This is a genomic window from Yoonia maritima, from assembly GCF_043641945.1.
Lineage (GTDB): Bacteria > Pseudomonadota > Alphaproteobacteria > Rhodobacterales > Rhodobacteraceae > Yoonia > Yoonia maritima_B.
Window position 1 is genome coordinate 290986 of the sequence record NZ_JBHZRX010000002.1, and the last position, 22791, is coordinate 313776.

The window sequence follows — 22791 nt, forward strand, 5'->3', positions numbered from 1 at the left end:
GTAGATTTCTTAGGCGAGGTCGTCTTTGCCCTCGATGAGATAGTGATGGCTGACCGAGCCAGCGGTTCGTGCCGCAAGGTGCGGTGCGTATGCTTCATCGGCCATGAATGCCTGTGCGGCCTCTTTGGATGGCCATTCGATGATGATACGAAGACCAGCTTCCTGCATTTCGCCTTCCACCTGTTCGTGGCTGGTCGTACGAGCGATATATTTGCCACCATGTGCAGCAACACGCTCATTGGCGGTAGGCAGATAGTCGGGGATCCACTCGTCGTTGGTTGGGGTTACGTCGAGAACAGAATAGTAGGCCATTTTCGTTTTCCTTTTAGATTGGTTAAAAAGGTAGTCCGGGAAGAACCTGTTTACCGATGACACGGCCGCTTTCTTGGCGCTTATGCGCCGCGGTCAGCGTTTCCACCGTCAGCGCGTCCGCGCGTTCGGTGACCGTGGACTGAAGTGTTCCTGCATCAATTAGCTGAGACACGCGGTTCAGCAGATCGCGTTGCGCGGTGATATCGTCGGCGCCGAACATCGAGCGGGTGAACATGAACTCCCAAGAGATCGTGAGCGCCTTTGGTTTGGCAATCGAGATATCAAGATTTTCAGGGTCATCGATTAGAGTGATGTGGCCGCGCGGGGCAATAAGGTCGACAATCGCGGGCCAGTGTTGGTCTGTCGCGGTCAACGCAGCGACGTATGTCGGCACGAGGCCCAAAGCATTCACCTGCGCTGCCAAATCATCACGGTGGTTGACGACGTAATCAGCACCCATTTTGCGCACCCAATCTTCGGTCTCGGGGCGAGAGGCTGTCGCAATGACCGTCAGGTTTGTCAGAGTTTTGGCAAGCTGGATTAAGATCGAACCCACACCACCCGCGCCACCAATCACCAAGAGCGTCTCGCCATCCCCGCCACCTTCAATCAAACGGAAGCTATCAAACAGCATTTCCCAAGCAGTGATGGACGTCAGGGGCAGGCCCGCGCTTTCAACAAAATCGAGCGTTGCGGGTTTCTTGCCGACGATACGTTCGTCAACAATATGGAACGCTGCGTTTGTTCCATCGCGGGTGACGTCTCCTGCATAGAACACGTCATCACCCACCGCATATCCGGTTACCTCGGACCCAATTTCTATAACCGTGCCAGCCGCATCATAACCCAGAATGCCGACAGCAGATTCCGGTGCGCGGGCCATGCGCAATTTGACGTCAACCGGATTTACCGAGATGCCTTTGACAGCAACCATAACGTCGCGCGCACTAAGCGGTTTCTTGTCAACATCGATCAGTTTTAGTGCGCCTGCGCCCTCAATAGGCCCGTTTTGAGTGTAACCGAGTGCTTTCATGTTCAATGCTCCTAATTGGCGTGTTGAACAACACTTATCACTCTCAATTTTCAGTAAAACCGATCTTATTTTGTTTCAGAATTCCGATTTTTAATATAATGGAAATCAATGGATACGGATACCCTTCGCCTTTTCGTCGCTGCCGCTGAACGGCTGAACATCACTGCTGCGGGCCGTGATCTTGGCCTTGCGCCAGCCATGGCCAGCAATCGCCTTGCAAAACTAGAGCGGCATCTCGGCGCGGAACTGTTGCACCGCACCACACGCAAAATCTCGATCAGTCAAGAAGGTGCAGCGTTCCTCCCCTACGCCCGAGAGATCCTTGCACAAGTAGACGCAGGCCGCGCGGCGTTGGGAGAAGGCACACTACGACCAAGCGGAACGCTTCGTTTCGCGGCCCCCAGTAGTTTTGCGCAACTTCATATCATCCCACTCCTGCCAGAATTCCAGTCGCTCTTTCCCGACATTACTCTCGACCTAAGGCTTTCCGACACGCGTCAAGACATCATCGAAGGTAGTTTCGATCTGGCCTTGCGTAGCGCCCCCCTCGAAGACAGCAGCCTGTTGGGGCGCAAACTTGCGGACGATACGCGGGTCCTGTGCGCGTCACCATCCTACATCGAGGCATACGGCCAGCCTTTGACACTTGAAGACCTCACAACGCACCGTTTCCTATCATGGTCCACCCTTGCCGCTCGCAAGATCATTCATGTGGATGGCAACACCGCGTCGCTTGATCCTGCGAAGATGATTTGCCGCACAATCCTTGACGACGGAACATCGCAGCGCCTGGCGACACTGGCGGGGATGGGTATCTCGATAAATTCGCTTTGGAGTGTCGCACAAGATATCGACGACGAGCGTTTGGTTCGCGTACTGCCCGATTGGCGCTTACATGACCAATCCGTCCTTTGGTTGATCTATCCGAAGTCGAATGTGCTAACCCCGAAAGTCAGATGCTTTATGGATTTTCTGATTGGACGATTGGACGATGCAAAGCTGGCGGGTAAGCGCGTTCCGTAATTCATAGGTGCCTTCTTTTTCCGATGAAGCAGCTTGGAAGACAGCACGACCCGTTTTAGAGATTTTTGATAAATAGCATCTCGGCCGTGGTCCTAACCCAGTCGTTAATAATCGCTTGGCAAATGGGTGCTTTATCCCACAAAGCAGACATCAACTTTGTCAAATGCTGCGCGTCATTGCAATTGTCGACTTAGGCTAAGCAGGTGTCACACGAAACTATTTACAGAAGCCTTTACATCCAGGCACGTGGTGTCCTGAAGAAGGAACTTCTGGAGCACTTGCGCGCCAAACGTACAGTTAGGCGATCCAAGTACGCGAGCCAGAAGCGCAAGGGAAATGGCCAGATTAAGGATGCGGTGTCCATTAGCGAAAGACCTGCATCGGTCGAGGATCGCGCTGTTCCCAGGCATTGGGAGGGCGACTTGATTGGGGGCTCAAAGAACAGCTATGTCGCGACCCTCGTGGAACGGCATTCCAGATATGTCATGCTGGTAAAAGTCGCCAACAAGGACACTGAAAGCGTGGTCACAGCGCTGATCAAGTCGGCTCACAAGTTGCCGCGTTAGCTCTACAAATCTCTGACATGGGATCGCGGCAAAGAGCTGGCGGATCATCCGCGCTTTACGCTGGCCACGGATGTTGATGTCTACTTCTGCGATCCCCAGTCACCATGGCAGCGCGGATCGAACGAAAATACCAACCGGCTTGTAAGACAATATTTGCCTCGCGGAACCGACCTATCCGTCCATTGCCAAGCAAAACTCAGCGCTATCGCAAGGCAACTCAACGAACGGCCTCGCAAGACCTTGCAGTATCAAACGCCAGCAGAGAAGTTCGCACAGTATGTTGCATCGATCGGTTGAGACCACCGCTCAATCCGGTCATTCGCTGCGGTTGAGAACGTTGTATGGTTCAGTTTTGCACGCCGATGTCTGCCGTGCGGGACGAAGTTGCCATTCAAATCGCTTGGACCAAAGTCCGCGTTTGACAAAGCTTAACCAACTTATACGGTCTAAGCAGTCCCTACACCGAGACGGGTTGGGACTCCCCCCATTGTCGCGGCGATTGTCCGTACATGCGTTTGAACTCCCGGCTGAACTGAGACGCACTTACGTAACCCACATCCAATGCCGCTTCGTTCACAGTCGTGCCGCCGGCAATCTTCATCGCGGCGTTGTTGAGGCGCATCGATTTTACGAACTGGATTGGGGACATCGTCGTCGCCTGTTTGAACTTGCGGTGAAACACGGCCCGGCTCATGCCCGCGCGAGAGGCCATATCGTCGATCGATATCGGCGCGTCCAGATTGGAAGACACATGCGTGATGGACCGCGCGATGGCATTGCCCGCGCCAAAGGCTTGGCGCGCGAAAATCCCTGCCTCGCCTTTCAGAATGGCGTAGTAAAGCTCGCGCAGCCGCGTGGCCCCAAGGACGGCTGTATCCGTTTGGCTGTCGCCCAATTGCAGTAATCTCAGCAAGGCATCGGTGAACGCCACGTCCCAGCGGGCCAGCCTGATGCCTTGCAGTCCTGTGCTTCCTTTGTTCGATTGGAGAACACCACCGGCGTTGTCCATATCCATGGCGAGTTCGGCCATCACGCGCGGGTCCAGTGCAATGTAGACGCCAAAAAGTGGGGTGTCCGGAGACGCTGTGGACGTTCCTGCCTTCACCGGCATCGACATGGGACAGCACATATACTCGCTGCTGTCGTAGACGTAACGCGTGCCTTCCAGCACGGCCTCTTTGGATCCGCTCACAATGGCAACGACACTGGGTTCATAGACTGCAGGGGCGCATGGGACCGGATTGATGGCCCGGAAAAGCTGCACACCTTTGACACCGGTTTCCATCAGGCCATCTTCGTGGATCCTGCCCTCGATGAGTTGCTTGATCTGTTCTTTGCTCATACAGCATATTTAGCATGTAAAAATCACCCACCACAAGAATAATGATACAATCAGGCAAGTATTTGCTATAATCTGATCTATTTTTCGGCACATATGAGATTTAATGTCATTTCAACACGAATATGCAAATCGCTCGGCGCCGGAAGGAATATGAAAATGGCAGACACAACATTTGGACCCAAAGGTTGGACTCCAGAGCGGCTCGGTAACTTGAATGGCAAAACCTACCTCATCACGGGCGCCAACGCTGGTGCTGGATTTCAGGCAGCGCGAACGCTCCTGAATAAGGGCGCCAAGGTGGTGATGCTGAACCGCTCGGCCCAGAAATCGCAAGCCGCCGTCGCGGAGCTGAAAAACGAATTCGGAGCCAGCGCCGATGTTAGTTTCGTCCGCATGGACCTCGCCTCGCTCTCCAGCGTACGCGAAGCCGCGGCGGAAGTTCTGAAAACTGTCCCCCAGATCGACGCGCTCATTTGCAACGCTGCCATCGCACAAGTGCCGACGCAAAAACTCACCGAGGATGGCTTTGAGAGCATGCTCGGCACCAATCACTACGGACACTTCCTGCTTTGCGGGTTGCTGTTTGAGCGGATCGAGGCGTCAAAAGGCAGGATCGTGGTCGTCAGTAGCCTTGGCTACAACATGGGGATCAAGACGATTCAGTTCGACGACATGAACTGGGACAAAAACTACCACCAGAACAAAACCTATTCTCAGAGCAAGCTGGCGCAGATGATGTTTGCCTATGAGTTGCAAGATCGGCTGGCCGCAGCGAGCAAAAGCGATGTCGAGGTCTACGTCTGCCACCCCGGATCGTCGCGGACATCGCTCATCACAACGAGCGGCAACCTGGCGACGCGGATCATGTTCAGGCTCATGTCCCTGTCGCCCCTGGTACAGTCAGCCGAGAAAGGCTCCTGGCCAGAAGTCATGTGTGCCACTGAACAAGGGCTGGAGCAAAGGGCGCTCTACGGTCCAACCAGTCGCATGGAGTTCGTCGGACCGGTTGGTAAGGGCACGCTGCATCCGCATGCCTATGACAAAGCGATCATGACAAAATTGTGGGACATATCTGAAAAGGCAACGGGATTTAACTGGAGGGTGTGACCAAACACGAGCGAGGTGTTCTCGGACTAATGCTATCGTTTACTGTGTGTACATCCTGAAGTATCCATCGCCCGAAGCCACATATGTCTGCATCGCGGGACAAAGTTATTTTCGCTGCGGCTGCGACGATAGCTGCTTTTGAAATACCTAAATGTGTAAACTGGTCAACTCCGCATACGTTCGAATTTAGGGTCATAAGGCGATGGTTCGATGACCTGAGCGCGAATTCGGTCCCCACATAGGTCTAATTCCATCGCTGAACCTGGGTTGCCGAATTCAGGTAAAACGAAAGCATAAGCGAGGTTCATGCCGACGCGGTGTCCGTACTCTCCCGATGTGACTGTGCCGACCACTTTGTCGCCTTGCATCAACGATGCGCCAGGGTGTGCAGGCGCGTGTGTTGTATCGATTTTGAGTGTAACAAGCTGGTTTCGTGGACCGGCTGCTTGGCGGTCGAGCAGTGCCTCTTTGCCAATGAAGTCGCCCTTACCCATCTTCACAAACCGCGACAGTCCCGTTTCGAACGGATCAAATTCTGTGATCAGGTCTGCCTTCCAATGTAAAAAACCCTTTTCCATGCGCATCGAGTCGACAGCACGTGCACCAAAGAGTCTAAGGTTATACGCTTTACCTGCCTCGCGCAGTGCCAGATAGACAGCATAGAGCGAGGCATTCGGCACATGAATTTCATAAGCCAGTTCGCCCGAAAAGCTGACAACCATTATTGTGGCGGGTGCAAATCCTATGCAGCACTCGCGTACGGATAACCATGGAAATACGTCGGCAGACCAATCGCCGCGCGCGCAGGCTGAAAGCACCGTACGTGCCTTCGGCCCAGCCAAAACAAGAATTGTTTGATCATTCGTCAGGCTGCGCAATTGCACGTCCTCGTCTGGCCTAAGATGCGCAGTGAGCCAATCCATGTCGTGGTATTCTGATGCCGCGGCTGAACCATACCAGATACGCTGCCCTCCTCTGTCCGAGGCGGGCAAGTTGGCAACTGTCGCCTCGGCCTTGATACAGCCGTGGTGATTTAGCAAATAGCCTAAACCTATGCGGCCGTCGCGCTTTGTAACGGTGCCGCACATCATCCGATCAAGGAAACTGTGTCGATCCTTGCCGGTAATTTCGATCCGGTTAAAACCGTTTACCTCTGCTAATCCCACATTTGTCGCCACATTGGCGACCTCTGCTGCGACAACGTCAAATACCGCGTCGAAATTAAAGCTCGGTGTGGGGCGAAACTCTGGCGATGGTCTAATATAATCCACACGTTCCCAACCATTTACGACGGTGAATTCTGCACCCTCTGCAGCCATGACAGGTGTCAGTGGCGTGGTCTTAGCATTGCGACCCGCAGGGCGGTGTTCATGTGGAAAGTGAAAACGGAACTCGTTTTGATAGTCCTCGATCGCCTTGACCGCAGTAAACTCAACGGTTGCATGGCCGGTGAACCGACGCGGATCAATCACCCACGTATCATAGCATGCCTCACCATGGACGATCTGCTGCGCAAGAAGCCAGCCATGGCCGCCGCCTTCGCCCAACCCCGCGCGCAGCCCGATGATACAGAACGCGTTCCGTTTGCCCGGGATCGGCCCAACCAAGGGCGCGCCATCAATTGTGTAGGTGATTGGCCCGTTCACAACGCGTTTAATGCCGACCTCCGTGAGCGCCGGCATACGCTCAAATGCACCTTCGAGAACGTCCATAACACGATCCAGATCATCAGGACAAAGATCGTTGGAAAAGTCTGGGCTGATCCCATCCATCCCCCATGTTTTGCAATCCTGTTCGTAAAAGCCGACAAGCAGACCACCCTTTTCTTGCCGAGAATAGTAATCCGATATCGGGCATCGTAGCAGCGGCATACGGTGCCTGGCCTCTGCGATGGCGGGGATGTCTTCGGTGATGAAATACTGGTGTTCCATCGATGCGACGGGATGCTGGACTCCCATCATTGCGGCGACTTCGTTCACCCGGTAGCCACCAGCGTTCACGACAATATCGCAATCGATATCCCCATGTTCGGTGTGAACAGTCCACGTATCGTCCTTGAGCTGGCTTAGGCCTGTCACCGGCGTATTGCGATACACTTCTGCCCCTGCCTTGCGCGCATGGAAAGCCAGCGCCTGACAAAGCTGTGCTGGGTCAATATCACCATCCTCGCCATCCCAAAGCCCGCCAAGCAAATTTTCGGTCGAAATGAGTGGGTGGCGGCGGGCGCATTCCGCAGCGTCGATGATTTCGTAATCCACTCCCATCCCGCGCGCCATTGACGCAAAATGGCGATAGCCCTGCATCTGCGCCTCCGTGTTGGCCAACCGGATACCCCCGTCGCCATGATGATAACCCACGGGATATTCAGGATCGTCACGCAGTTTTTTATAAAGCGCGATGGAATGCGATTTAAGGCCGACCATCGTCTGGGTCATGCCGAAATTGGTAACTTGTGCGGCCGAATGCCAAGTCGTCCCCGAGGTGAGCTCATCACGTTCGACCAACACGACATCTGACCAGCCTTCTTGCGTAAGGTGATACAGCGTTGAACAACCCGCGATGCCGCCCCCAATAACAACGACTTTGGTTCTGGATTTCATGACAGGTTCCCATATTGCGCGACCATGGGAACTCTCGCAAATACACTATCCTTTGAAAAATAGTTTTATATGAGGTAATATCTCGTAATTTCCGAGGTTGTTTGATGTCTCTTTCTCTTCGCGCGATGCGCTACGTTCAGGCAGCACTACGCACTGGCAGTATCACGGGCGCAGCCGGTGCAATGCATGTGACCCCCTCCGCCATTGCCTCAGCATTGGACCAAGCTGAGACCACTTTTGGGATGGCCCTCGTTACCCGAGCGCGGGCAAAGGGCATATTCCCCACAAAGGCAGGCCGCGATGTCGGGCGACGTATCGACGATCTGTTGGAACGATATGATACGTTGCTGACCGGGGTATCTGACCTGCAATCCAACCTGTCAGGTAATCTATCAGTTGGCTACAACGCGCCAGTTGCACCAAGCTTTCTGCCAAGGCTCGCTGCCCAAATGCTTGCGGTCCATCCTGACATCACTTTCACATTTAACGAAGGTGACAATATCTCTGTGCAAAAGGGACTGCTTGACGGAGAGTTCGATGTGATCTTGTTTGTCGAAGAATTTCCCAACCCCCAAATCGAGGTGCAACCGCTGATCTTTGCGCCAACCTACTGCTTGTGTTCTTCCAATCATACCCTTGCACAGCTTGAGGGTCTGACCGTTTCACAAATTGTGCGCGAACCACTCATCCTTTTGGACCGCCCCGCCGCGCGGGGGTATTATCTGGAAGTGCTTGAACAAGGCGGAGAAGACCTGCGTATCGTCGCAACCGCCAATTCAACTGAAATGGTCCGCTCACTCGTTGCTTCCGATATCGGAATTTCCCTTCTGAACATGAAACCTCCCGACATGCTAACCTACGCAGGTGGTAACATTCGCTGCGTGCCAATCACCGACAGCTTGAGCGGCATTACCCTCTCACTCGGGTTTGCACCCGGCCCAAGACGAAAACTTGTGCAGATGTTTATCGAAAGCTGCGTTGAGTTCTTCGCGGGGCCGTTGGGTGCACATTTGCTAGTCCCCGACTTACAATAGCGCCCAAAACGAATGAGCAGCAGACATTCGGTTACTGCGCAGCAAATGGAGAACGGGCTCAAACTGAACGTTGGATTTTGGCATGTTTCACACTAGGTGGACAAATGCTGGTTTGGCGACACCCGTAGCGCGTAACTCAAGTGCAAGTGGCCGATCCTGGCGCCTTCACGTCTTACGATCGCGCAGGCCAGACAAGGAAGCAGTTTCCCCAGATTCAGAATTTGGTTTTGCTTCCGTAGAGTTCATAACCAAAGATCGTTTTCTATCGCAAGAACGGATCGCAGAGAATATATTCGCAGAGCAACCCAGAAATTTGCAACCGACGCCAGAGATGACATGCGCTTCGAAATCCATCGTTGCTGCAGGCTAAATCAAAGAATACAGTCCTACCGACGGGCTAATCCAGACCTCGCGGTGCTACAATTTTGCTACAACCCTTTTGGAATACAAAGAATGGCCAAGGAGATCAGTATGTCCAATCCATCATCGGCGCTACAGACAAGCGACCAGCACGTCGTACCTGAGCGGCGGTCATTCTTTCGCTTTTTTCCATATTCATTCCAACAACGGTCTATCTCGGGTTCGCAGCATCTAGCATTTTACTAAGTAAAAACGCCAGTACCACCCTGCCCGGGCACCTTGAAAAAATCGACGGCCTGTACTTTCAGACAGTTGATTGAAAGCAGGTTTACCCTTAAGTAAAGCGCCGTAGTAGTTTAACAAGTTTACAGGTAAATCATGACGAACATCTCAAAAGGTCTATGCGCAGCCGTTGCTTTGGCATTGCCTTCAATCGCCTCTGCTGGCGAAATTGCCCTTACATTTGAATCACATGGCGTAACAATCAGCGGCGAATTTGCCGGTTTTCAAGACGACGCATATATCCTGATCACAACAGCTGGTCCGCTGCACGTGCCTGCAAATCTTGCGACATGCGAAGGCGAAGACTGCGTTGTACTATTCACAGCGAACAACGACTAATCAGTCGATGGTGCCTTAGCTGAAGCATCATCTAACAGAAATATTCCAAACACCCGCTGCCATCGTCGGGCGGGTGTTTTTCGTTGCCGTGGTTAGTACCGTACTCCTGCAGACCTAGAGCATTTCAGAATCTCATCGCCAATGGTGATTCACCTCGAACGACTGTGGAGATGGCAACCAACACGCCGATCGCCAAAAATACCATTTTAGAACAAATGCTTACTTCACCACTGTGATATCCACGACAATAGGATAGTGGTCACTCGGCCATTCCCCGAGAAATCTTTGTCGCAAAACGCTGGGTGGCCCGTTGGGAGCAAACCCTTGCGTCACCCCGATATGATCAATCGCGCCGAACAAGTTCAGACCGCGGTTAAAGTGATATGTGGCCCCGACAACGGGCGTAAAGGTAATCCCCGCTTGCGACAGTATCTCTTGGGTTCGATTGCCATGACGCGCATTCAAATCCCCCAACAACACAACGTTTTCACCGGCATCCACCCAAGGTTTGATACGTTCAGCGACCAATGCCGCTGACAGCAGGCGGTTACTGCGGCTTTTGTATTCGAAATGCACATTGACGACCCGAAAAGCTTCCCCGTCCTTGGTCGCGAATTCGGCCCATGACGCGAATGCGGGATATGACCCGTTGAACGTTCGGGAATAGATGACATCAGGCGTATCTGAGAAAAAGAACCACCCTTGATCGCGCAAGGTCAGCTTATCGGACCGGTACAAAATTGGTTGGGTCGATGGAAAGCTGCGCCAGTCACCAACAGCCGCAGCTTTGTAAGACGGGTTCTGCGACAACAGCCAATCAAGCCCCAGATTGGTATCGCCATTGTTGCCACCCGCAAAGCTCTCCATCTCTTGAAAACCCATGACATCTGGTGCGATCGTTTTGAATGCCAGATCAAGTGCGGCCTTGCGCCGCTCCCAGTCACCCAACGACCACGCACCGGTTTCTCGACGCAACACGATGTAATGCACGTTTAGTGTCGCAAAACGGATGCTATCGCTCGCACGCGACGCCAGACTGTCTGCGCCGGAATTGCGCACAATTTGAACGCAGGCAGTGGCAAGCAAAGCCAACAGTCCAATCAGAAGATATTTCAATACCCTTCTCACAGCCGCTCCAACCCTAAGTCTCAGTCAAGCATGTAGCGCAGAAACAAATCTGACTAACCTCTCCGGATCATCACCCCAAGGTCGGCGACATTGGTACCGGTGGCACCCGTCATCAGCAAATCACCAGCCTGTGACAAGGCAGCGTAGCTATCGTTATTTGCCAATAGAGCGGTCAGATCGTCGATCTTACCCAATGTATCTTGGTCTACGATGCCACCTGCGGCATTGGTCGGCCCATCCCGACCATCACTGCCCCCTTGTAGGCACACAAAGTCTTTCCAGCCTCGGCGCTCAGCCTCTTGGGCGATCCGCAGTGCCAATTCTTGGTTACGCCCACCGTGACCGTTCCCTTTTAGCACGACGGTTGTTTCGCCGCCCCATACGGTCACACCCATCGCTACATTGTCGCATATAAAGGCGGCGGCGTCTGCTACATCGCCTTCGACAGCGGTTTCGATCACATGTACGTCTGTTGCTGCTTTGGCCATTGCTGCCACACTTTGCGTGTTTGACCCGACCAATATATTGCGTGCCTTGGGTAACGGTTCAGCACTTCCCTTGTTTTCCAAGTGGTGACGCACTGTCGCAGGCACATCGTCCCAAATACCAGCACCTTTTAACAATTCGATTGCCTCTGATGCCATGCCGATGGGGCCGACCGTTGGGCCGCTTGCAATAGCTGCCAGATCGTCACCAATTACGTCGGATAGGATCAACGCGGTCACTGAATGCGGGCTGGCATGACGCAAGAAACCACCACCCTTTAGGTCTGACAATTGCTGACGGATCAGGTTCATCGCGGTGATCTCTAACCCAGCACCAAGCAACAGCTCATTGACCCGCGCCTTGTCCGTAAGGGTTATTCCCCCTGCTGGCGCAGGCAATAATGCCGAACCGCCCCCGGAAATAAGTGCAAGCACCGGCCCCTTGGCCGCATTCAATGCCTTGATCACGACCTGTGCAGCGTCAGCACCGTTTTGGTCTGGCACAGGATGACCAGCCGCATAGACCTGCGCCCCATCGAGCGGCTTTGCGTTTTCATAGTTCGTCACAACGATGCACGGGACATCTTTGAAACGACACAAAGCAGCCTTAGCCATTAATCGTGCGGCTTTGCCAACTGCAATGATTTGCGCGGGTTCTGTCACCTCGGCCAATGCATTTTGAACCGCGGCAAACGGATCGGCAGCTTTTACGCCTGCCATAAAGATATCAACGGCCTGTTGGCGTAATTTATTCAATGTCTTATTCCTTATCTGCGCGGCGTTGGGCCATGAGCGCGGCCATACGCTGCACGACTTTTAGTTCCAGTTCAGCCATCGGCGACGCGCTTAGCGACGGCATCGACAGCGCGATCAAAACTCGTGGTGTGCTGGATGCAAGGATCACATGGGTCGCGCTATAGCTGTCGAACAGATGTGCGATATGGTCATCTGCCAATGCCCCCAGTTGCGGCGGATCAGATCGGCGCAAAACGGGGCTGGCGTCAAATATCTGCTTAAGCGTCGGCTCCTGCAGCTCGGCCAAGCTCGCACGGCTGATCATTGCAGCCCCTTCAACAAGTGGATGCCCGCGTAGATCTCGCAAGAATACGACCGGATCGTCGGTGTTCGTTTCGGCCAAGTATTGAAGCAGACCAAGGCTTTGTTCTTCGGATCTTAACCCCCGTGCGTCGTTCAAGATGGACACAAGGAACAATGCGGTCATCACCGCCGCTGTGCTTAGCAGTACGCCATCCCGATTAAGGTCTGCGATTGTGCCTACCAGCAACCCAACCAATACGGCGGCAAACACCATCACCGCGAAATTCACGATCACAACGCGGTGCCCTATCTGCGCGCGCCCCAGCCCGATCGCCAGCCAGCATAGGATCAGCACGCCAAGCGCAGAAAATTGGATTGGAAGATCCAGAACCGCCATCAAAAAATCACCCAGCGCCAGTGGGATGAACAACCAAAGCGACAGGCCGATCCGAGTAACAGTGGTGTTTTCACTTGCAGATAACGAAGTGCGGTCTCTGCTTAGGATCAACCAGCCGCCGATAAAGAATCCAAACAACTGGAACGCCAGCAGAGCAAAAAGCCGAAAAGGATCAATACTTCCCAGATACCAAAACGCGCTTAGGACGAAAACGGCGGTCCCCCACCCAATAATTTGCTTTGCAATGGGTGGAGCATGCCTGCGCAGCAACCCTTCGGTCAGCAACAGCGCCGCAAGCGGAATAAGAGCAGCCCCCAGCAGCACCAGTATCCGAAATATCTGCAAGCCAGTGAGTGTCACCAGCACGCGCCCTAAGAAAAGCAACATGGTGATGCGGACGCAAAACAAGAAACGCCGATTGATCGGGTCACGCCCGTCTCTGCGCTGAAGCACCATTTGCAGTGTCAGCAGCCCCAAAAGTGCGGCCAACGACATGCAAAGCTGTGTCAATTCGGCAGAAGCACTGTTCATTTCTTCGCCTCATCATAGGGACGTAGTGTTTCCCAATGCTGTCTGCTGTCCGCCCAGTATACCGCCGGCAGAATAACCCGACGCAAAGCGACCAACCCACCCGTTAGCAATAGACCAAGAACCGCTGATCTCGGCACTTCGCGCCGCAGATAGCTACGCATCGCAGCCAAATCCATTTGACCTAACTGGATCACGTCATCGCCACGGTCATAGTCTAATTGCTCTGCGCAAAAGTCATTGTATCGCACATCACGATGCTTTGGCGCGTTCTCCCACGTCTTTTTCAGGTCGTCTGATCCACCAGTGTAGGCGTCGGTGATCACGAATCGGTCTTCGTCAAATCCGGCCTCTGGTCCAACGCCGAACACATCACGATGCCGCGCCATGATTTGCCGCCCTAAAAGCAGATGGTTTAACGTCCGCCGCCCACCATCAGGGCGCGGCCAGACACCGGAAAACATCTGTGACACCATACCAACGACGGCTGGTACTTGGGTGACATTTGAAATCCAAACCGGTCGAAACTGACGGCGAAAGAAGATGAGGAAGCAGGTCAGCCCATATAAAACCCACGACAGGTTCTTTGACCGCTCATCCGGATCGACCATAACAAGCCCAAGGTGCAACACTTCTGTCGTGTTGGGTTTTGTATCAAGTTCCATGATCGCAAGCGCGTTAAACGCAATTGGCGTGCCGTCAGTACGACTGACAAGCGTAATGATGACCTGTTTCATCCGCTTGGCGTCACCTGCAAAGACACCATAGGTCAGACTGCCCGCATCAAGCGTACGCGACGCAACGGCCCGCAAATCCGCCGATAGATGTTCTAGCTGCGCGTCATCCATCCAGACGCCGGGACGTTCAATAATTCGGACGTTAAGGTCAGGACCGGACCGCATGGTCACGTCCAAATATTTGCGTCCAAGCGTTTTAAATAAGGCGCTGATCAAGAAAAGAAACCTGTCGTTATTTCACGCAGGTTAGGCAGCCTGCCCCAAAGGGGCAAGCGCCAGTTTTTAAGATGGCTTACAGGTAACGGTTTACCAGATTTTCCAGGCGTTCCTGACGGCCTGAACGTGGTTCTGGGTTCGTGTTATCCGCCAGAACCTTGGCAGTGATGCTATCAAGATCGCTATTCAACAGGCCTTTGCCCGCGTCAGTATCCCATCCAGCGTAACGCTCATTGCGTGCAGCCTCTAGTTTACCATCTTCAAGCATCGCAGCGGCGGCTTTTAGGCCGGCAGCACAGGCATCCATACCGCCAACGTGCGCAAGGATCAGATCCTCGGCATCCAAAGACTGACGACGCAGCTTTGCATCAAAGTTTGTACCGCCAGTTGTGAAGCCACCAGCACGCAGAACCTCGTAATAAGCGAGCGCCATTTCAGGGACGTTATTCGGGAATTGGTCAGTATCCCAACCAGACTGGTAATCGTTGCGGTTCATATCGATGGAACCAAAGATGCCCAGCTCGCGTGCAACAGCCAATTCGTGCTCAAACGAATGCCCAGCCAAGATCGCGTGACCTTGCTCGATGTTCATCTTCACTTCACCTTCAAGGCCGAATTCCTTGAGGAAACCATAGACCGTAGCGACATCATAGTCGTACTGGTGCTTGGTCGGCTCTTGCGGCTTAGGTTCGATTAAGATCGCGCCCTTAAAGCCCATCTTGTGTTTGTAATCGACGACCATCTGCAACATGCGCCCAGCCTGCTGGCGTTCACGGCCCATGTCTGTGTTCAGCAGTGTTTCATAGCCTTCACGACCGCCCCACAGCACATAATTTTCTCCACCCAGTTTCATGGTCGCATCCATGCAGGTTTTGATTGTTGCAGCAGAGAACGCGAATACATCGGGATCAGGGTTTGTTGCAGCGCCTGACATAAAGCGACGGTGCGAGAACAGGTTCGCAGTACCCCAAAGCAACTTAACGCCAGTGTCGTCCATTTTTTCCGCAAAGTAATCAACGATTTCTTCGAGGTTCTTCGTGTTCTCAGCAAAGCTGTTTCCTTCGGGACGAACGTCCGCGTCGTGGAAACAAAAGTATGGAACGTTCAAGATTTGGAACATCTCAAATGCGACGTCAGCTTTTAGCTTTGCCGCTTCCATTGTGTCGCCAAACCACGGGCGCTCAAATGTTTCGCCACCGAACGGGTCACCACCCGGCCAAGCAAATGAATGCCAATAGGCCGCCGCAAACCGCAGGTGATCCTTCATTGGTTTGCCCATTACAACCTCATCGGGGTTGTAGTGACGGAAAGCATAATCGTTGTCCGTGTTTGGACCTTCGTACTTGATGGCGGGGATGTTTTTAAAGAAGTCGGTCATTTCAGTCCTTTCAATGCGTCATAACTAGCGCGATATCTTGTGTGGGCCTCGGCAAAGCTGTCGGTCAGCGCGAGGTCAGGTTCAATTGTGCGGGCGATCTGCGGGATCGTGGCGACTTCGACGCCTGCCCCTGTCGCGGCCATCAGGCCAAGACGTGCGGCGCCGAACGCACCGCCAAAGTCACCAGCAACGGGTAGCTCAACTGGGATCCCCAATGAGGTCGCAATAGCCTGTACCCAGTAGTCAGACTTTGATCCGCCGCCGACGGCGATCAGCCGGTTGATCTGGGTTCCAGTCGATGTCAGTGCGTCATAGTTGTCGCGCAGCGCAAAGGTCACGCCTTCCAAAACCGCCCGCGTCATGGCCGCCTGATCTGTCGCATGATCCAAATGCAGGAACGCGCCGCGGATGTTTGCGTCATTATGCGGTGTACGTTCTCCGCCCAGATACGGCAGGAATAATGTTTGGCTTGGTGCCTGAAGCGCACCTAAACCTTCGGTCAGCTTTGCCGCAGGTTGGCCAACAGATTTCGCATACCAATTCAGCGCATCAGCAGCGGCCAAAATGACCCCCATCTGGTGCCACGTTCCCGGCAGCGCGTGACAGAACGTGTGCACAGCCGTAGCCGCATCGGGCTGATATGCATCAGAGGCCGCAAAAAGAACGCCGGATGTACCAAGCGAAACAAAGGCATCGCCTGCTTTAACCACACCGACACCAACAGCGCTGGCAGCATTGTCACCACCGCCGCCGGCCACGACGACGCCACTCGGTAGCCCCCAGCGGCTAGCAAGTTCGCCACGCAAAACCCCCGACACTTCGGACCCTTCAACCAAACGCGGCATGTTTTCGCGACTTAGACCCGTCGCGGCGAGCAATTCATCAGACCAATCACGCTTAGCCACGTCCAGCCAGCTGGTGCCCGCAGCATCTGACATTTCGGCCACGGCCTCGCCCGTTAGCCAAAGCCGTAGGTAATCTTTAGGCAGAAGAACACGTTTTACTTTGGCGAAAATCTCGGGCTCATGACGTGCAACCCAAACCAGCTTTGGTGCGGTAAATCCTGGAAACACGATATTTCCAGTAAGTGCGCGAAACTTTGGGTCCGCATCCAATTCGGCGGCCTCGACCGCTGAACGGGTGTCATTCCATAGAATGCAGGGGCGTAGGACTTCATCGTTTGCATCAAGCAATGTTGCGCCATGCATCTGACCCGACAGGCCAATCCCATGCACCGCATCCAATGAAGTCTGATTTTTCAACGCTCGCATCGCGGCATCTGCGGCATCAAGCCAAGTTGCAGGAGCCTGCTCTGACCAACCGGGCTCTGGGCGAACGGCCTCTAGCGGCGCAGTTGCCTCGGCCAGAATTGTCTGGGTGTCATCAATCAACACTGCCTTAAGACCAGAAGTCCCAAGATCTAACCCAATATACATACGGCTACCCCCTCCGTTTGATTTCCCTCGTGGCATGTTCTGACCATCGGATTGCGAGTTGTCAAATTAAATTCATCGTTCGAATTAAAAAACGCATTCCAAACCTCAAATTTAGGCTAAAAGCATGGAAAAACGCGAACGCACTTGATAAAATATCGAAAACGAGGTCTAACTGCCCAAAATATAATTCAGGCATCGAACTATGTTAAATGAACTCACAGCAAGTGACGACTCGGGCGCTCCGGTCGGTTGTGGCCCGCTTTTACCTTCGGGAGCCGCGAACGCTAAATCAATGCGCCAGCAGATATTTGAACATGTCCGTGCCGCCGGCCGTGCAACCCGAACCGATGTGATCCGTGCCCTTGGTATTAGCGCAGGGTCAGCCACCGCCCTAACCGCCGATTTGATTAACGCGGGCCTTTTGCGCGAGGTCGAAAGCATCCCACGCGAAACCGGACGTGGGCGCCCTGCCGTCGCCCTTGAAGTCATTCCAGATACACATTTTGCCATCGGTATCAAACTGTCGGATGAATTTCATTCCGCTGTACTTACCGATTTCGCGGGTAACACGCTTGCGACGGCGTCGCTAAAAACGCCGCCACACCCGAAATCTTTGGATGAAATACTAACCGAAGTCGGCATTCTTATGCAGGACGTCTTGTCCGCGGCGAACAAAACCCAACAGGACATCGCCGCCGTTGGGATTGGCATGTCGGGCATTGTCGACCATCAGGCAGGAACGGTGCCGTGGTCACCCCTGCTAGCCACCCGCAACAGTGATTTCGCCTCTCACTTTGAAACCCGCTTTGCGATCCCGCTTCATTTAGACAATGATGCCAACATGCTAACCCTTGCGGAGCTGTGGTTCGGCGCAGGCCGTGCCAAGTCTGACTTTGCCGTTGTTACAATCGAACATGGTGTCGGTATGGGATTGGTGATCGACAACCGGCTTTACCGGGGCGCGCGTGGGATGGGGCTAGAGCTAGGTCATACCAAAGTGCAATTAGACGGCGCGCTATGCCGTTGCGGGCAACGTGGTTGCCTAGAAGCATATCTTGCTGACTATGCGCTCGCCCGCGAAGCCGCGACCGCCCTGCACCACCAGCCAAGCGAACGCCAAAGCCCGAACGCGTTGCTGGACGCATTGTTCAGCCAAGCCAAGGCCGGGAACGAGGCGGCGCAGACCATCTTTCGTCGTGCGGGAAGATATCTATCGGTAGGCCTAGCAAATGTTGTGCAGCTGTTTGACCCGGCGCTAATCATCATTTCAGGCGAACGCATGCAGTATGACTATCTTTATGCCGACGAAGTCCTTGCTGAAATGCATCGCCTTACGCTGAACGATGGCCGATCCGCCTGTGCCGTTGAAACCCATGCTTGGGGCGATTTAGTCTGGGCGCGTGGCGCAACAGCCCTCGCGCTTTCTGCGGTAACAGATCAGGCGGTTGCGGCGATTTCTTAACGTGGGTTCGGTATGCTTAGCCCGCTTGGCACGGCTTCGGGCACACCCAAGCGACCGGCCTGTGCTGCAGGGTCCGTCAGACTGTCCAAGAATGCAAGCAATGCTGTGACCTGATCTTCTGACATCTTGGGGCCTGCGGACTGCGCGACAGCGGCAATTGCATCGGGGCTTTCACGTAGATCGTCAACAGGAAGTTCGGGCAAACGCGCCAAGGTCAGGTCATAGTTGTTCAGCGCCGCAACCGGATCTAAATGCGCGATAACAAAGGCACGCAAATCTGCGTATGCGCCTGCATGCCCGTATGGACCTGTCAGCGCCACGTTGCGCAGGCTGGGTGTGCGGAACGCATACAGATCGGTAGGATCGCCAGTCACCCTGAACCGCCCTTCATCGCGCGCGTGGCTTTCGAAACGCGCCGCTTTTCCAGGGCCGATTTGTGGGCTGCCCATCGGATGGAACCCGTGGTCGGTCAGGAATGGCCCTGCGTGACAGCTGGCACAGCCTGCTTCACCATAAAATAGGGCCATACCTGTCGCGGCGGGTTCCGGCAAAGTGCCGCCCCCCCGCAAGACCGCATCAAAGGGAGAAGTGTCAGATCGCCATTCGAACTCCATGAACGCAGCGACAGCATTTGAAATGTCGGTGAAACCAATCTGATCCGGCGTATCGATATGATCATAGGTCGCAACGAAAGCATCGGCATATTCCGGGAAACCCGCGACGCGACGCGATATGATATCCCAAGCACCACCTGGCCCCGTCAGAACACCTCGCCGCACGGCCTTGGCCACTTCGTTTTCACTATAGTGCCCAGCCATCTCATCGCCGCTAAGCACGGGAAACATAGTTTGTGCGGATAGAAGCGATGCAAACCCTGCGGCCATATCAGCATCTAGCGGGGTCCGGATTCCACCCGGGCGATCCAAGTCGACTTCGATCCGACCATCATGGAACAGGCGCGTGAATTCGTTGGCACCAAGATTAAACAGCGCAGGCGCATTCCGTGGAATGCGTTGTTCGGGCATATTTTCTGGGTCTGCGACGCGCTGGGTCCCTAGCCCAATTCCGCCATCCCCAATACCCAGTGAGAGCCCATCACTCGTTCCGAATGCAGGATGGTGACAGGTCGCGCAGGCGACCTCTTGGTTGCCTGATAGAATTGGATCGTAAAACAAAAGCTGCCCAAGCCGGGCCTCGTCCATGTTTATGGGGGCGAAATCAGCATCGGTAATTGGGCGTGGCAATTCTTGGGCTACTGCCACCTGCCCGCACAACATGACTGCAATCATTACTGCATAGTTCATTCGATCCCCTCCCAAGGATCGCATGGTTATCACGTCGCCAAGCCCGCGCAAGAGGGTGTCAGTCCATATGTTTACGAATACGCCGCAACAGCGCCCAAACACACAGCACGACAACCGGGGTCGCGATGGCAGCCATAATGGTTTTACTGATGCCCAAACTATACTGCAGCGGCCCCAAAACATAGAGAGCAAGGTTCAGAGCGTAATAGCTGATCGCGACAATCGACAGCCCTTCGACAGTGTGCTGCAATCGCAGTTGAAGATCAGCACGCTTATCCATGCTTGTCAGCAAGGCTTGGTTCTGGGCGGAGCGTTCAACATCAACGCGCGTGCGCAGCAGATCACCCGCTCGTAGCGCCCGATCGGACATCGCATGCAGCCTTTCTTGCGTAGATTTCACCGTGCGCATCGCCGGATCATACCGCCGCATCATGAATTCACCGAATGTCTGACGCCCGCCAAATCGCTCTTCGCGCAAGACAGTGATCCGCTGGTTCACAATCGTTTCATATGCGCCTGTGGCACCAAAGCGGAAAGACGATTGCGCTGCAATACTTTCTAATTCGGCGGAGACCTCTAACAGTGAATGCAGCTGTGCTGCCGGATCAGGCATTGGACCGCGCATGTCATCGATCAGTTTTGACAGTGTCGTATCAATCATGCCCATTTGCGGACCAAGTCCCCTTGCACGCGTCAGCCCCAGCATCGACATCGCCTTGTAAGTTTCGATCTCGCACAGGCGCTGCACCACACGACCAATCCGTCGCATCCCAACCTGAGGACGTGCGAAAACCGCAAAACGCATGTGACCAGCCGGATCGATCCGAAAATCACCTGCAATGACCAGTTCGTCATCTAGGACGCGACTAATGGCAAGGCTTTCAGGGACAAACCATTCTTGCACCTTGCTCGCGATGGTGTCGTCATCATCACCCACTTCAACACGGATCAATGCCGATGTAATCCGAGTTCCGGGGGCTGAGGACAGCCAGTCATTGGGAAACACGCTAAAAGTCGCCGCGTCAAAGGGGCGCTCCGCGACGCCCTCGCCCAAGATCGTATAGGTCACGAACTCGGTGTGGCTTTCCCACTTAAGCTGATGTTTCCCAATCTGGCCAAAGTAATGGGTTGCATCAGGTTCCGGATGTGGTGCTGCAAAACGATCAAGCAAATCAGTAAGATGCGCCATATCCGCAGCTCGATCACGGCCTGCTGCATTTTTGCTGGGCTTTAAGGCAAGGAACGCAGCCCGCCCCGGCGCGCGCATCGACGGAAAAGGACGCGCATGCAATTCATTGGCCAATGCAAATCGCAACGGATGGTCTGTAATAGGTGTCATGCAATGCCTTTACGGTAAACTCATCACCGCAGGTTAGCGCATTTTTATGACCTGTAAAGAAATTCTGTTATCTTACAAAAGCTTAGCGGCACACGATGGTATACCGTGCGCCGCCAATCGTTTAGATCACAACCACCGCCAGTGGAGGGAAGCCGTTGAAACAAACCGACGAATAAGTCGATGTATAGGCGCCTGTGTTGCGGATCAGGACGCGATCACCAGCACGCAATGTCATAGGCAGTTGCATCGGACGCTTCTCATATAGCACGTCAGCGCTGTCACAGCTTGGCCCAGCAACAATACATGGCCCCATCACGTCGCCATCGCGCGCAGTTTCAAACTGATAGCGAATTGCCTCGCCTTCAGTTTCCGCCAAACCCGAGAAACGACCGATATCCAGATAGACCCAACGATGCATATCACGCTCAGACTTACGGCTGACCAACATGATTTCAGCAACGATCACGCCAGCTTCTGCGACCATACCGCGGCCCGGCTCTGCCATGATTTTAGCAACGCCTGGAAAACGTGCTTCGACCATGTCGATGACTTTTGCTGCATATGCCTTTGGCGCGTCAATCTCTTCGCCATAGAACGCAGGGAAACCACCACCGATGTTGATCAACGATAGATCGTGACCCGCATCTTTGGCTGCTTGCCAAATGCCACCCATAACGTCCAAGTTTGGTGCCCACATTTCCGCGCGACGGGTTTGTGACCCGACGTGGAACGAGAAACCGACTGGGTTCAGGCCCAATGTCTTTGCAGCATCCAGCAATTGCAGCGCCATATCGCGGTCGCAGCCGAACTTGCGCGACAGCGGCCAGTCCGCTTGGGAAACCTCAACAATAAGACGGATGTAGACGGACACGCCCGGTGCGTGCGCAGCGATCTTTTCCAACTCTTCTTCTGAATCGGCAGCAAATAGACGAATGCCTTGGTTAAATGCCCATGCGATGTCAGATGCGCGTTTGATTGTGTTGCCAAACGACACGTCACGTGGCTCTGCACCCTGCTCAAGGCAAAGCGCGATCTCAGCACGTGACGCAGCATCGAAATGCGAACCCAGATCAACCAGACGCGCAATGATTTGCGGCGCTGGGTTTGCTTTGACAGCATAGTGAATGTCAGCCCGGCCCAAACCAGCTTTCAATGCACGGTATTGGCGTGACACCAAATCAAGGTCCATCACCAGTGTTGGCTTGTCAAAGCTATGCGCAGCGACAAAGCTATCCAACCGTGAAGGTGCAACAACAGGGAATGACGCCGCAGCGTCAGCGAAGTGTACAGTCATGGGTCATCTCCAAAAGACCCGGCCATGACGGTTATTCCGCCTAAGACCGCT

18 protein-coding genes and 1 pseudogene are annotated in these 22791 nt (G+C 54.1%); 6 read left to right on the forward strand and 13 right to left on the reverse strand.

What is annotated here, in order from left to right:
- Positions 1-9: 9 nt before the first annotated feature.
- Together ACHUEV_RS05005 and ACHUEV_RS05010 are read right to left on the reverse strand one after the other, a co-directional pair.
- The gene (locus ACHUEV_RS05005; protein ID WP_394177960.1) at positions 10-312 is read right to left on the reverse strand and encodes a DUF1330 domain-containing protein; all 303 of its coding nucleotides are present in this window, start codon (positions 310-312) and stop codon (positions 10-12) included.
- 22 nt (positions 313-334) lie between these two features.
- On the reverse strand, positions 335-1345 hold the full coding sequence (locus tag ACHUEV_RS05010) for a zinc-binding alcohol dehydrogenase family protein (protein WP_394177961.1): 1011 nt from the start codon (positions 1343-1345) through the stop codon (positions 335-337).
- Positions 1346-1453: 108 nt separating this feature from the next.
- Here ACHUEV_RS05010 and ACHUEV_RS05015 point away from each other — a divergent pair, with 108 nt between their 5' ends.
- Both ACHUEV_RS05015 and ACHUEV_RS05020 read left to right on the forward strand, forming a co-directional pair.
- Positions 1454-2368, forward strand: a complete 915-nt coding sequence (locus tag ACHUEV_RS05015) for a LysR family transcriptional regulator (RefSeq protein ID WP_394177962.1) — start codon at positions 1454-1456, stop codon at positions 2366-2368.
- Positions 2369-2571: 203 nt separating this feature from the next.
- Positions 2572-3231, forward strand: a pseudogene (locus ACHUEV_RS05020) (IS30 family transposase); the annotation flags it as partial.
- 160 nt (positions 3232-3391) lie between these two features.
- On the opposite strand, the gene ACHUEV_RS05025 reads toward ACHUEV_RS05020, so the two are convergent.
- Positions 3392-4276, reverse strand: coding sequence for an AraC family transcriptional regulator (locus tag ACHUEV_RS05025; protein ID WP_394177963.1), 885 nt, complete (start codon positions 4274-4276; stop codon positions 3392-3394).
- A gap of 156 nt (positions 4277-4432) precedes the next feature.
- Here ACHUEV_RS05025 and ACHUEV_RS05030 point away from each other — a divergent pair, with 156 nt between their 5' ends.
- Positions 4433-5383 carry an SDR family oxidoreductase gene (locus ACHUEV_RS05030; RefSeq protein WP_394177964.1) on the forward strand — a complete coding sequence of 317 codons (951 nt, stop codon included), beginning with the start codon at positions 4433-4435 and terminating at the stop codon, positions 5381-5383.
- Positions 5384-5547: 164 nt separating this feature from the next.
- Here the strand turns inward: ACHUEV_RS05030 and ACHUEV_RS05035 are convergent, their stop codons facing one another.
- Positions 5548-7983: a GcvT family protein gene (locus tag ACHUEV_RS05035; protein WP_394177965.1), complete on the reverse strand. Its 2436-nt coding sequence runs from the start codon at positions 7981-7983 to the stop codon at positions 5548-5550.
- 104 nt (positions 7984-8087) lie between these two features.
- Here ACHUEV_RS05035 and ACHUEV_RS05040 point away from each other — a divergent pair, with 104 nt between their 5' ends.
- Positions 8088-9017: a LysR family transcriptional regulator gene (locus tag ACHUEV_RS05040; RefSeq protein ID WP_394177966.1), complete on the forward strand. Its 930-nt coding sequence runs from the start codon at positions 8088-8090 to the stop codon at positions 9015-9017.
- 738 nt (positions 9018-9755) lie between these two features.
- Positions 9756-9998, forward strand: coding sequence for a hypothetical protein (locus ACHUEV_RS05045; protein WP_394177967.1), 243 nt, complete (start codon positions 9756-9758; stop codon positions 9996-9998).
- Between the two features lie 219 nt (positions 9999-10217).
- Here the strand turns inward: ACHUEV_RS05045 and ACHUEV_RS05050 are convergent, their stop codons facing one another.
- The 6 genes from ACHUEV_RS05050 to xylB all read right to left on the reverse strand — a co-directional run bounded on the left by ACHUEV_RS05050 (position 10218) and on the right by xylB (position 17341).
- A complete protein-coding gene (locus tag ACHUEV_RS05050; protein WP_394177968.1) occupies positions 10218-11114 on the reverse strand; it encodes an endonuclease/exonuclease/phosphatase family protein in 897 nt (298 codons plus the stop codon).
- A gap of 65 nt (positions 11115-11179) precedes the next feature.
- Positions 11180-12367, reverse strand: a complete 1188-nt coding sequence (locus tag ACHUEV_RS05055; protein WP_394177969.1) for a glycerate kinase type-2 family protein — start codon at positions 12365-12367, stop codon at positions 11180-11182.
- A gap of 4 nt (positions 12368-12371) precedes the next feature.
- Complete coding sequence (locus ACHUEV_RS05060) at positions 12372-13577, reverse strand: hypothetical protein (protein WP_394177970.1); 1206 nt, start codon at positions 13575-13577, stop codon at positions 12372-12374.
- Complete coding sequence (locus tag ACHUEV_RS05065; RefSeq protein WP_394177971.1) at positions 13574-14476, reverse strand: hypothetical protein; 903 nt, start codon at positions 14474-14476, stop codon at positions 13574-13576. Before ACHUEV_RS05065 ends, ACHUEV_RS05060 begins: the two co-directional genes overlap by 4 nt.
- 127 nt (positions 14477-14603) lie before the next feature.
- A complete protein-coding gene (gene xylA, locus ACHUEV_RS05070) occupies positions 14604-15905 on the reverse strand; it encodes a xylose isomerase (protein ID WP_394177972.1) in 1302 nt (433 codons plus the stop codon).
- Entirely contained in the window at positions 15902-17341 is a 1440-nt protein-coding gene (gene xylB / locus ACHUEV_RS05075; RefSeq protein WP_394177973.1) for a xylulokinase, read from the reverse strand. The genes xylA and xylB overlap by 4 nt, the downstream gene beginning before the upstream one ends.
- Before the next feature lie 202 nt (positions 17342-17543).
- On the opposite strand from xylB, the gene ACHUEV_RS05080 reads away from it, so the two are divergent.
- Positions 17544-18803 (forward strand): ROK family transcriptional regulator, encoded by a 1260-nt coding sequence (locus ACHUEV_RS05080; RefSeq protein WP_394177974.1) that lies wholly within the window; start codon positions 17544-17546, stop codon positions 18801-18803.
- On the opposite strand, the gene ACHUEV_RS05085 is transcribed toward ACHUEV_RS05080, so the two are convergent.
- From ACHUEV_RS05085 to ACHUEV_RS05095, 3 genes are all read right to left on the reverse strand, one after another.
- Positions 18800-20107, reverse strand: a complete 1308-nt coding sequence (locus ACHUEV_RS05085; protein WP_394177975.1) for a cytochrome-c peroxidase — start codon at positions 20105-20107, stop codon at positions 18800-18802. The two genes, ACHUEV_RS05080 and ACHUEV_RS05085, sit on opposite strands and share 4 nt — an antisense overlap.
- A gap of 58 nt (positions 20108-20165) precedes the next feature.
- Positions 20166-21446, reverse strand: a complete 1281-nt coding sequence (locus ACHUEV_RS05090; RefSeq protein WP_394177976.1) for a DUF3422 family protein — start codon at positions 21444-21446, stop codon at positions 20166-20168.
- A gap of 121 nt (positions 21447-21567) precedes the next feature.
- A complete protein-coding gene (locus ACHUEV_RS05095) occupies positions 21568-22740 on the reverse strand; it encodes a type III PLP-dependent enzyme (RefSeq protein WP_394177977.1) in 1173 nt (390 codons plus the stop codon).
- Between the last annotated feature and the right edge of the window lie 51 nt (positions 22741-22791).

Coding starts and splice junctions, on each gene's coding strand:
- ACHUEV_RS05035 (WP_394177965.1), bottom strand. CDS start 7,983: ATGAAATCCAGAACCAAAGTCGTTGTTATTGGGGGCGGCATCGCGGGT.
- xylB (WP_394177973.1), bottom strand. CDS start 17,341: ATGTATATTGGGTTAGATCTTGGGACTTCTGGTCTTAAGGCAGTGTTG.
- ACHUEV_RS05040 (WP_394177966.1), top strand. CDS start 8,088: ATGTCTCTTTCTCTTCGCGCGATGCGCTACGTTCAGGCAGCACTACGC.
- ACHUEV_RS05025 (WP_394177963.1), bottom strand. CDS start 4,276: ATGAGCAAAGAACAGATCAAGCAACTCATCGAGGGCAGGATCCACGAA.
- ACHUEV_RS05080 (WP_394177974.1), top strand. CDS start 17,544: ATGTTAAATGAACTCACAGCAAGTGACGACTCGGGCGCTCCGGTCGGT.
- ACHUEV_RS05010 (WP_394177961.1), bottom strand. CDS start 1,345: ATGAAAGCACTCGGTTACACTCAAAACGGGCCTATTGAGGGCGCAGGC.
- ACHUEV_RS05060 (WP_394177970.1), bottom strand. CDS start 13,577: ATGAACAGTGCTTCTGCCGAATTGACACAGCTTTGCATGTCGTTGGCC.
- ACHUEV_RS05015 (WP_394177962.1), top strand. CDS start 1,454: ATGGATACGGATACCCTTCGCCTTTTCGTCGCTGCCGCTGAACGGCTG.
- ACHUEV_RS05085 (WP_394177975.1), bottom strand. CDS start 20,107: ATGAACTATGCAGTAATGATTGCAGTCATGTTGTGCGGGCAGGTGGCA.
- ACHUEV_RS05005 (WP_394177960.1), bottom strand. CDS start 312: ATGGCCTACTATTCTGTTCTCGACGTAACCCCAACCAACGACGAGTGG.
- ACHUEV_RS05090 (WP_394177976.1), bottom strand. CDS start 21,446: ATGACACCTATTACAGACCATCCGTTGCGATTTGCATTGGCCAATGAA.
- ACHUEV_RS05065 (WP_394177971.1), bottom strand. CDS start 14,476: ATGCGGTCCGGTCCTGACCTTAACGTCCGAATTATTGAACGTCCCGGC.
- ACHUEV_RS05095 (WP_394177977.1), bottom strand. CDS start 22,740: ATGACTGTACACTTCGCTGACGCTGCGGCGTCATTCCCTGTTGTTGCA.
- ACHUEV_RS05030 (WP_394177964.1), top strand. CDS start 4,433: ATGGCAGACACAACATTTGGACCCAAAGGTTGGACTCCAGAGCGGCTC.
- ACHUEV_RS05045 (WP_394177967.1), top strand. CDS start 9,756: ATGACGAACATCTCAAAAGGTCTATGCGCAGCCGTTGCTTTGGCATTG.
- xylA (WP_394177972.1), bottom strand. CDS start 15,905: ATGACCGACTTCTTTAAAAACATCCCCGCCATCAAGTACGAAGGTCCA.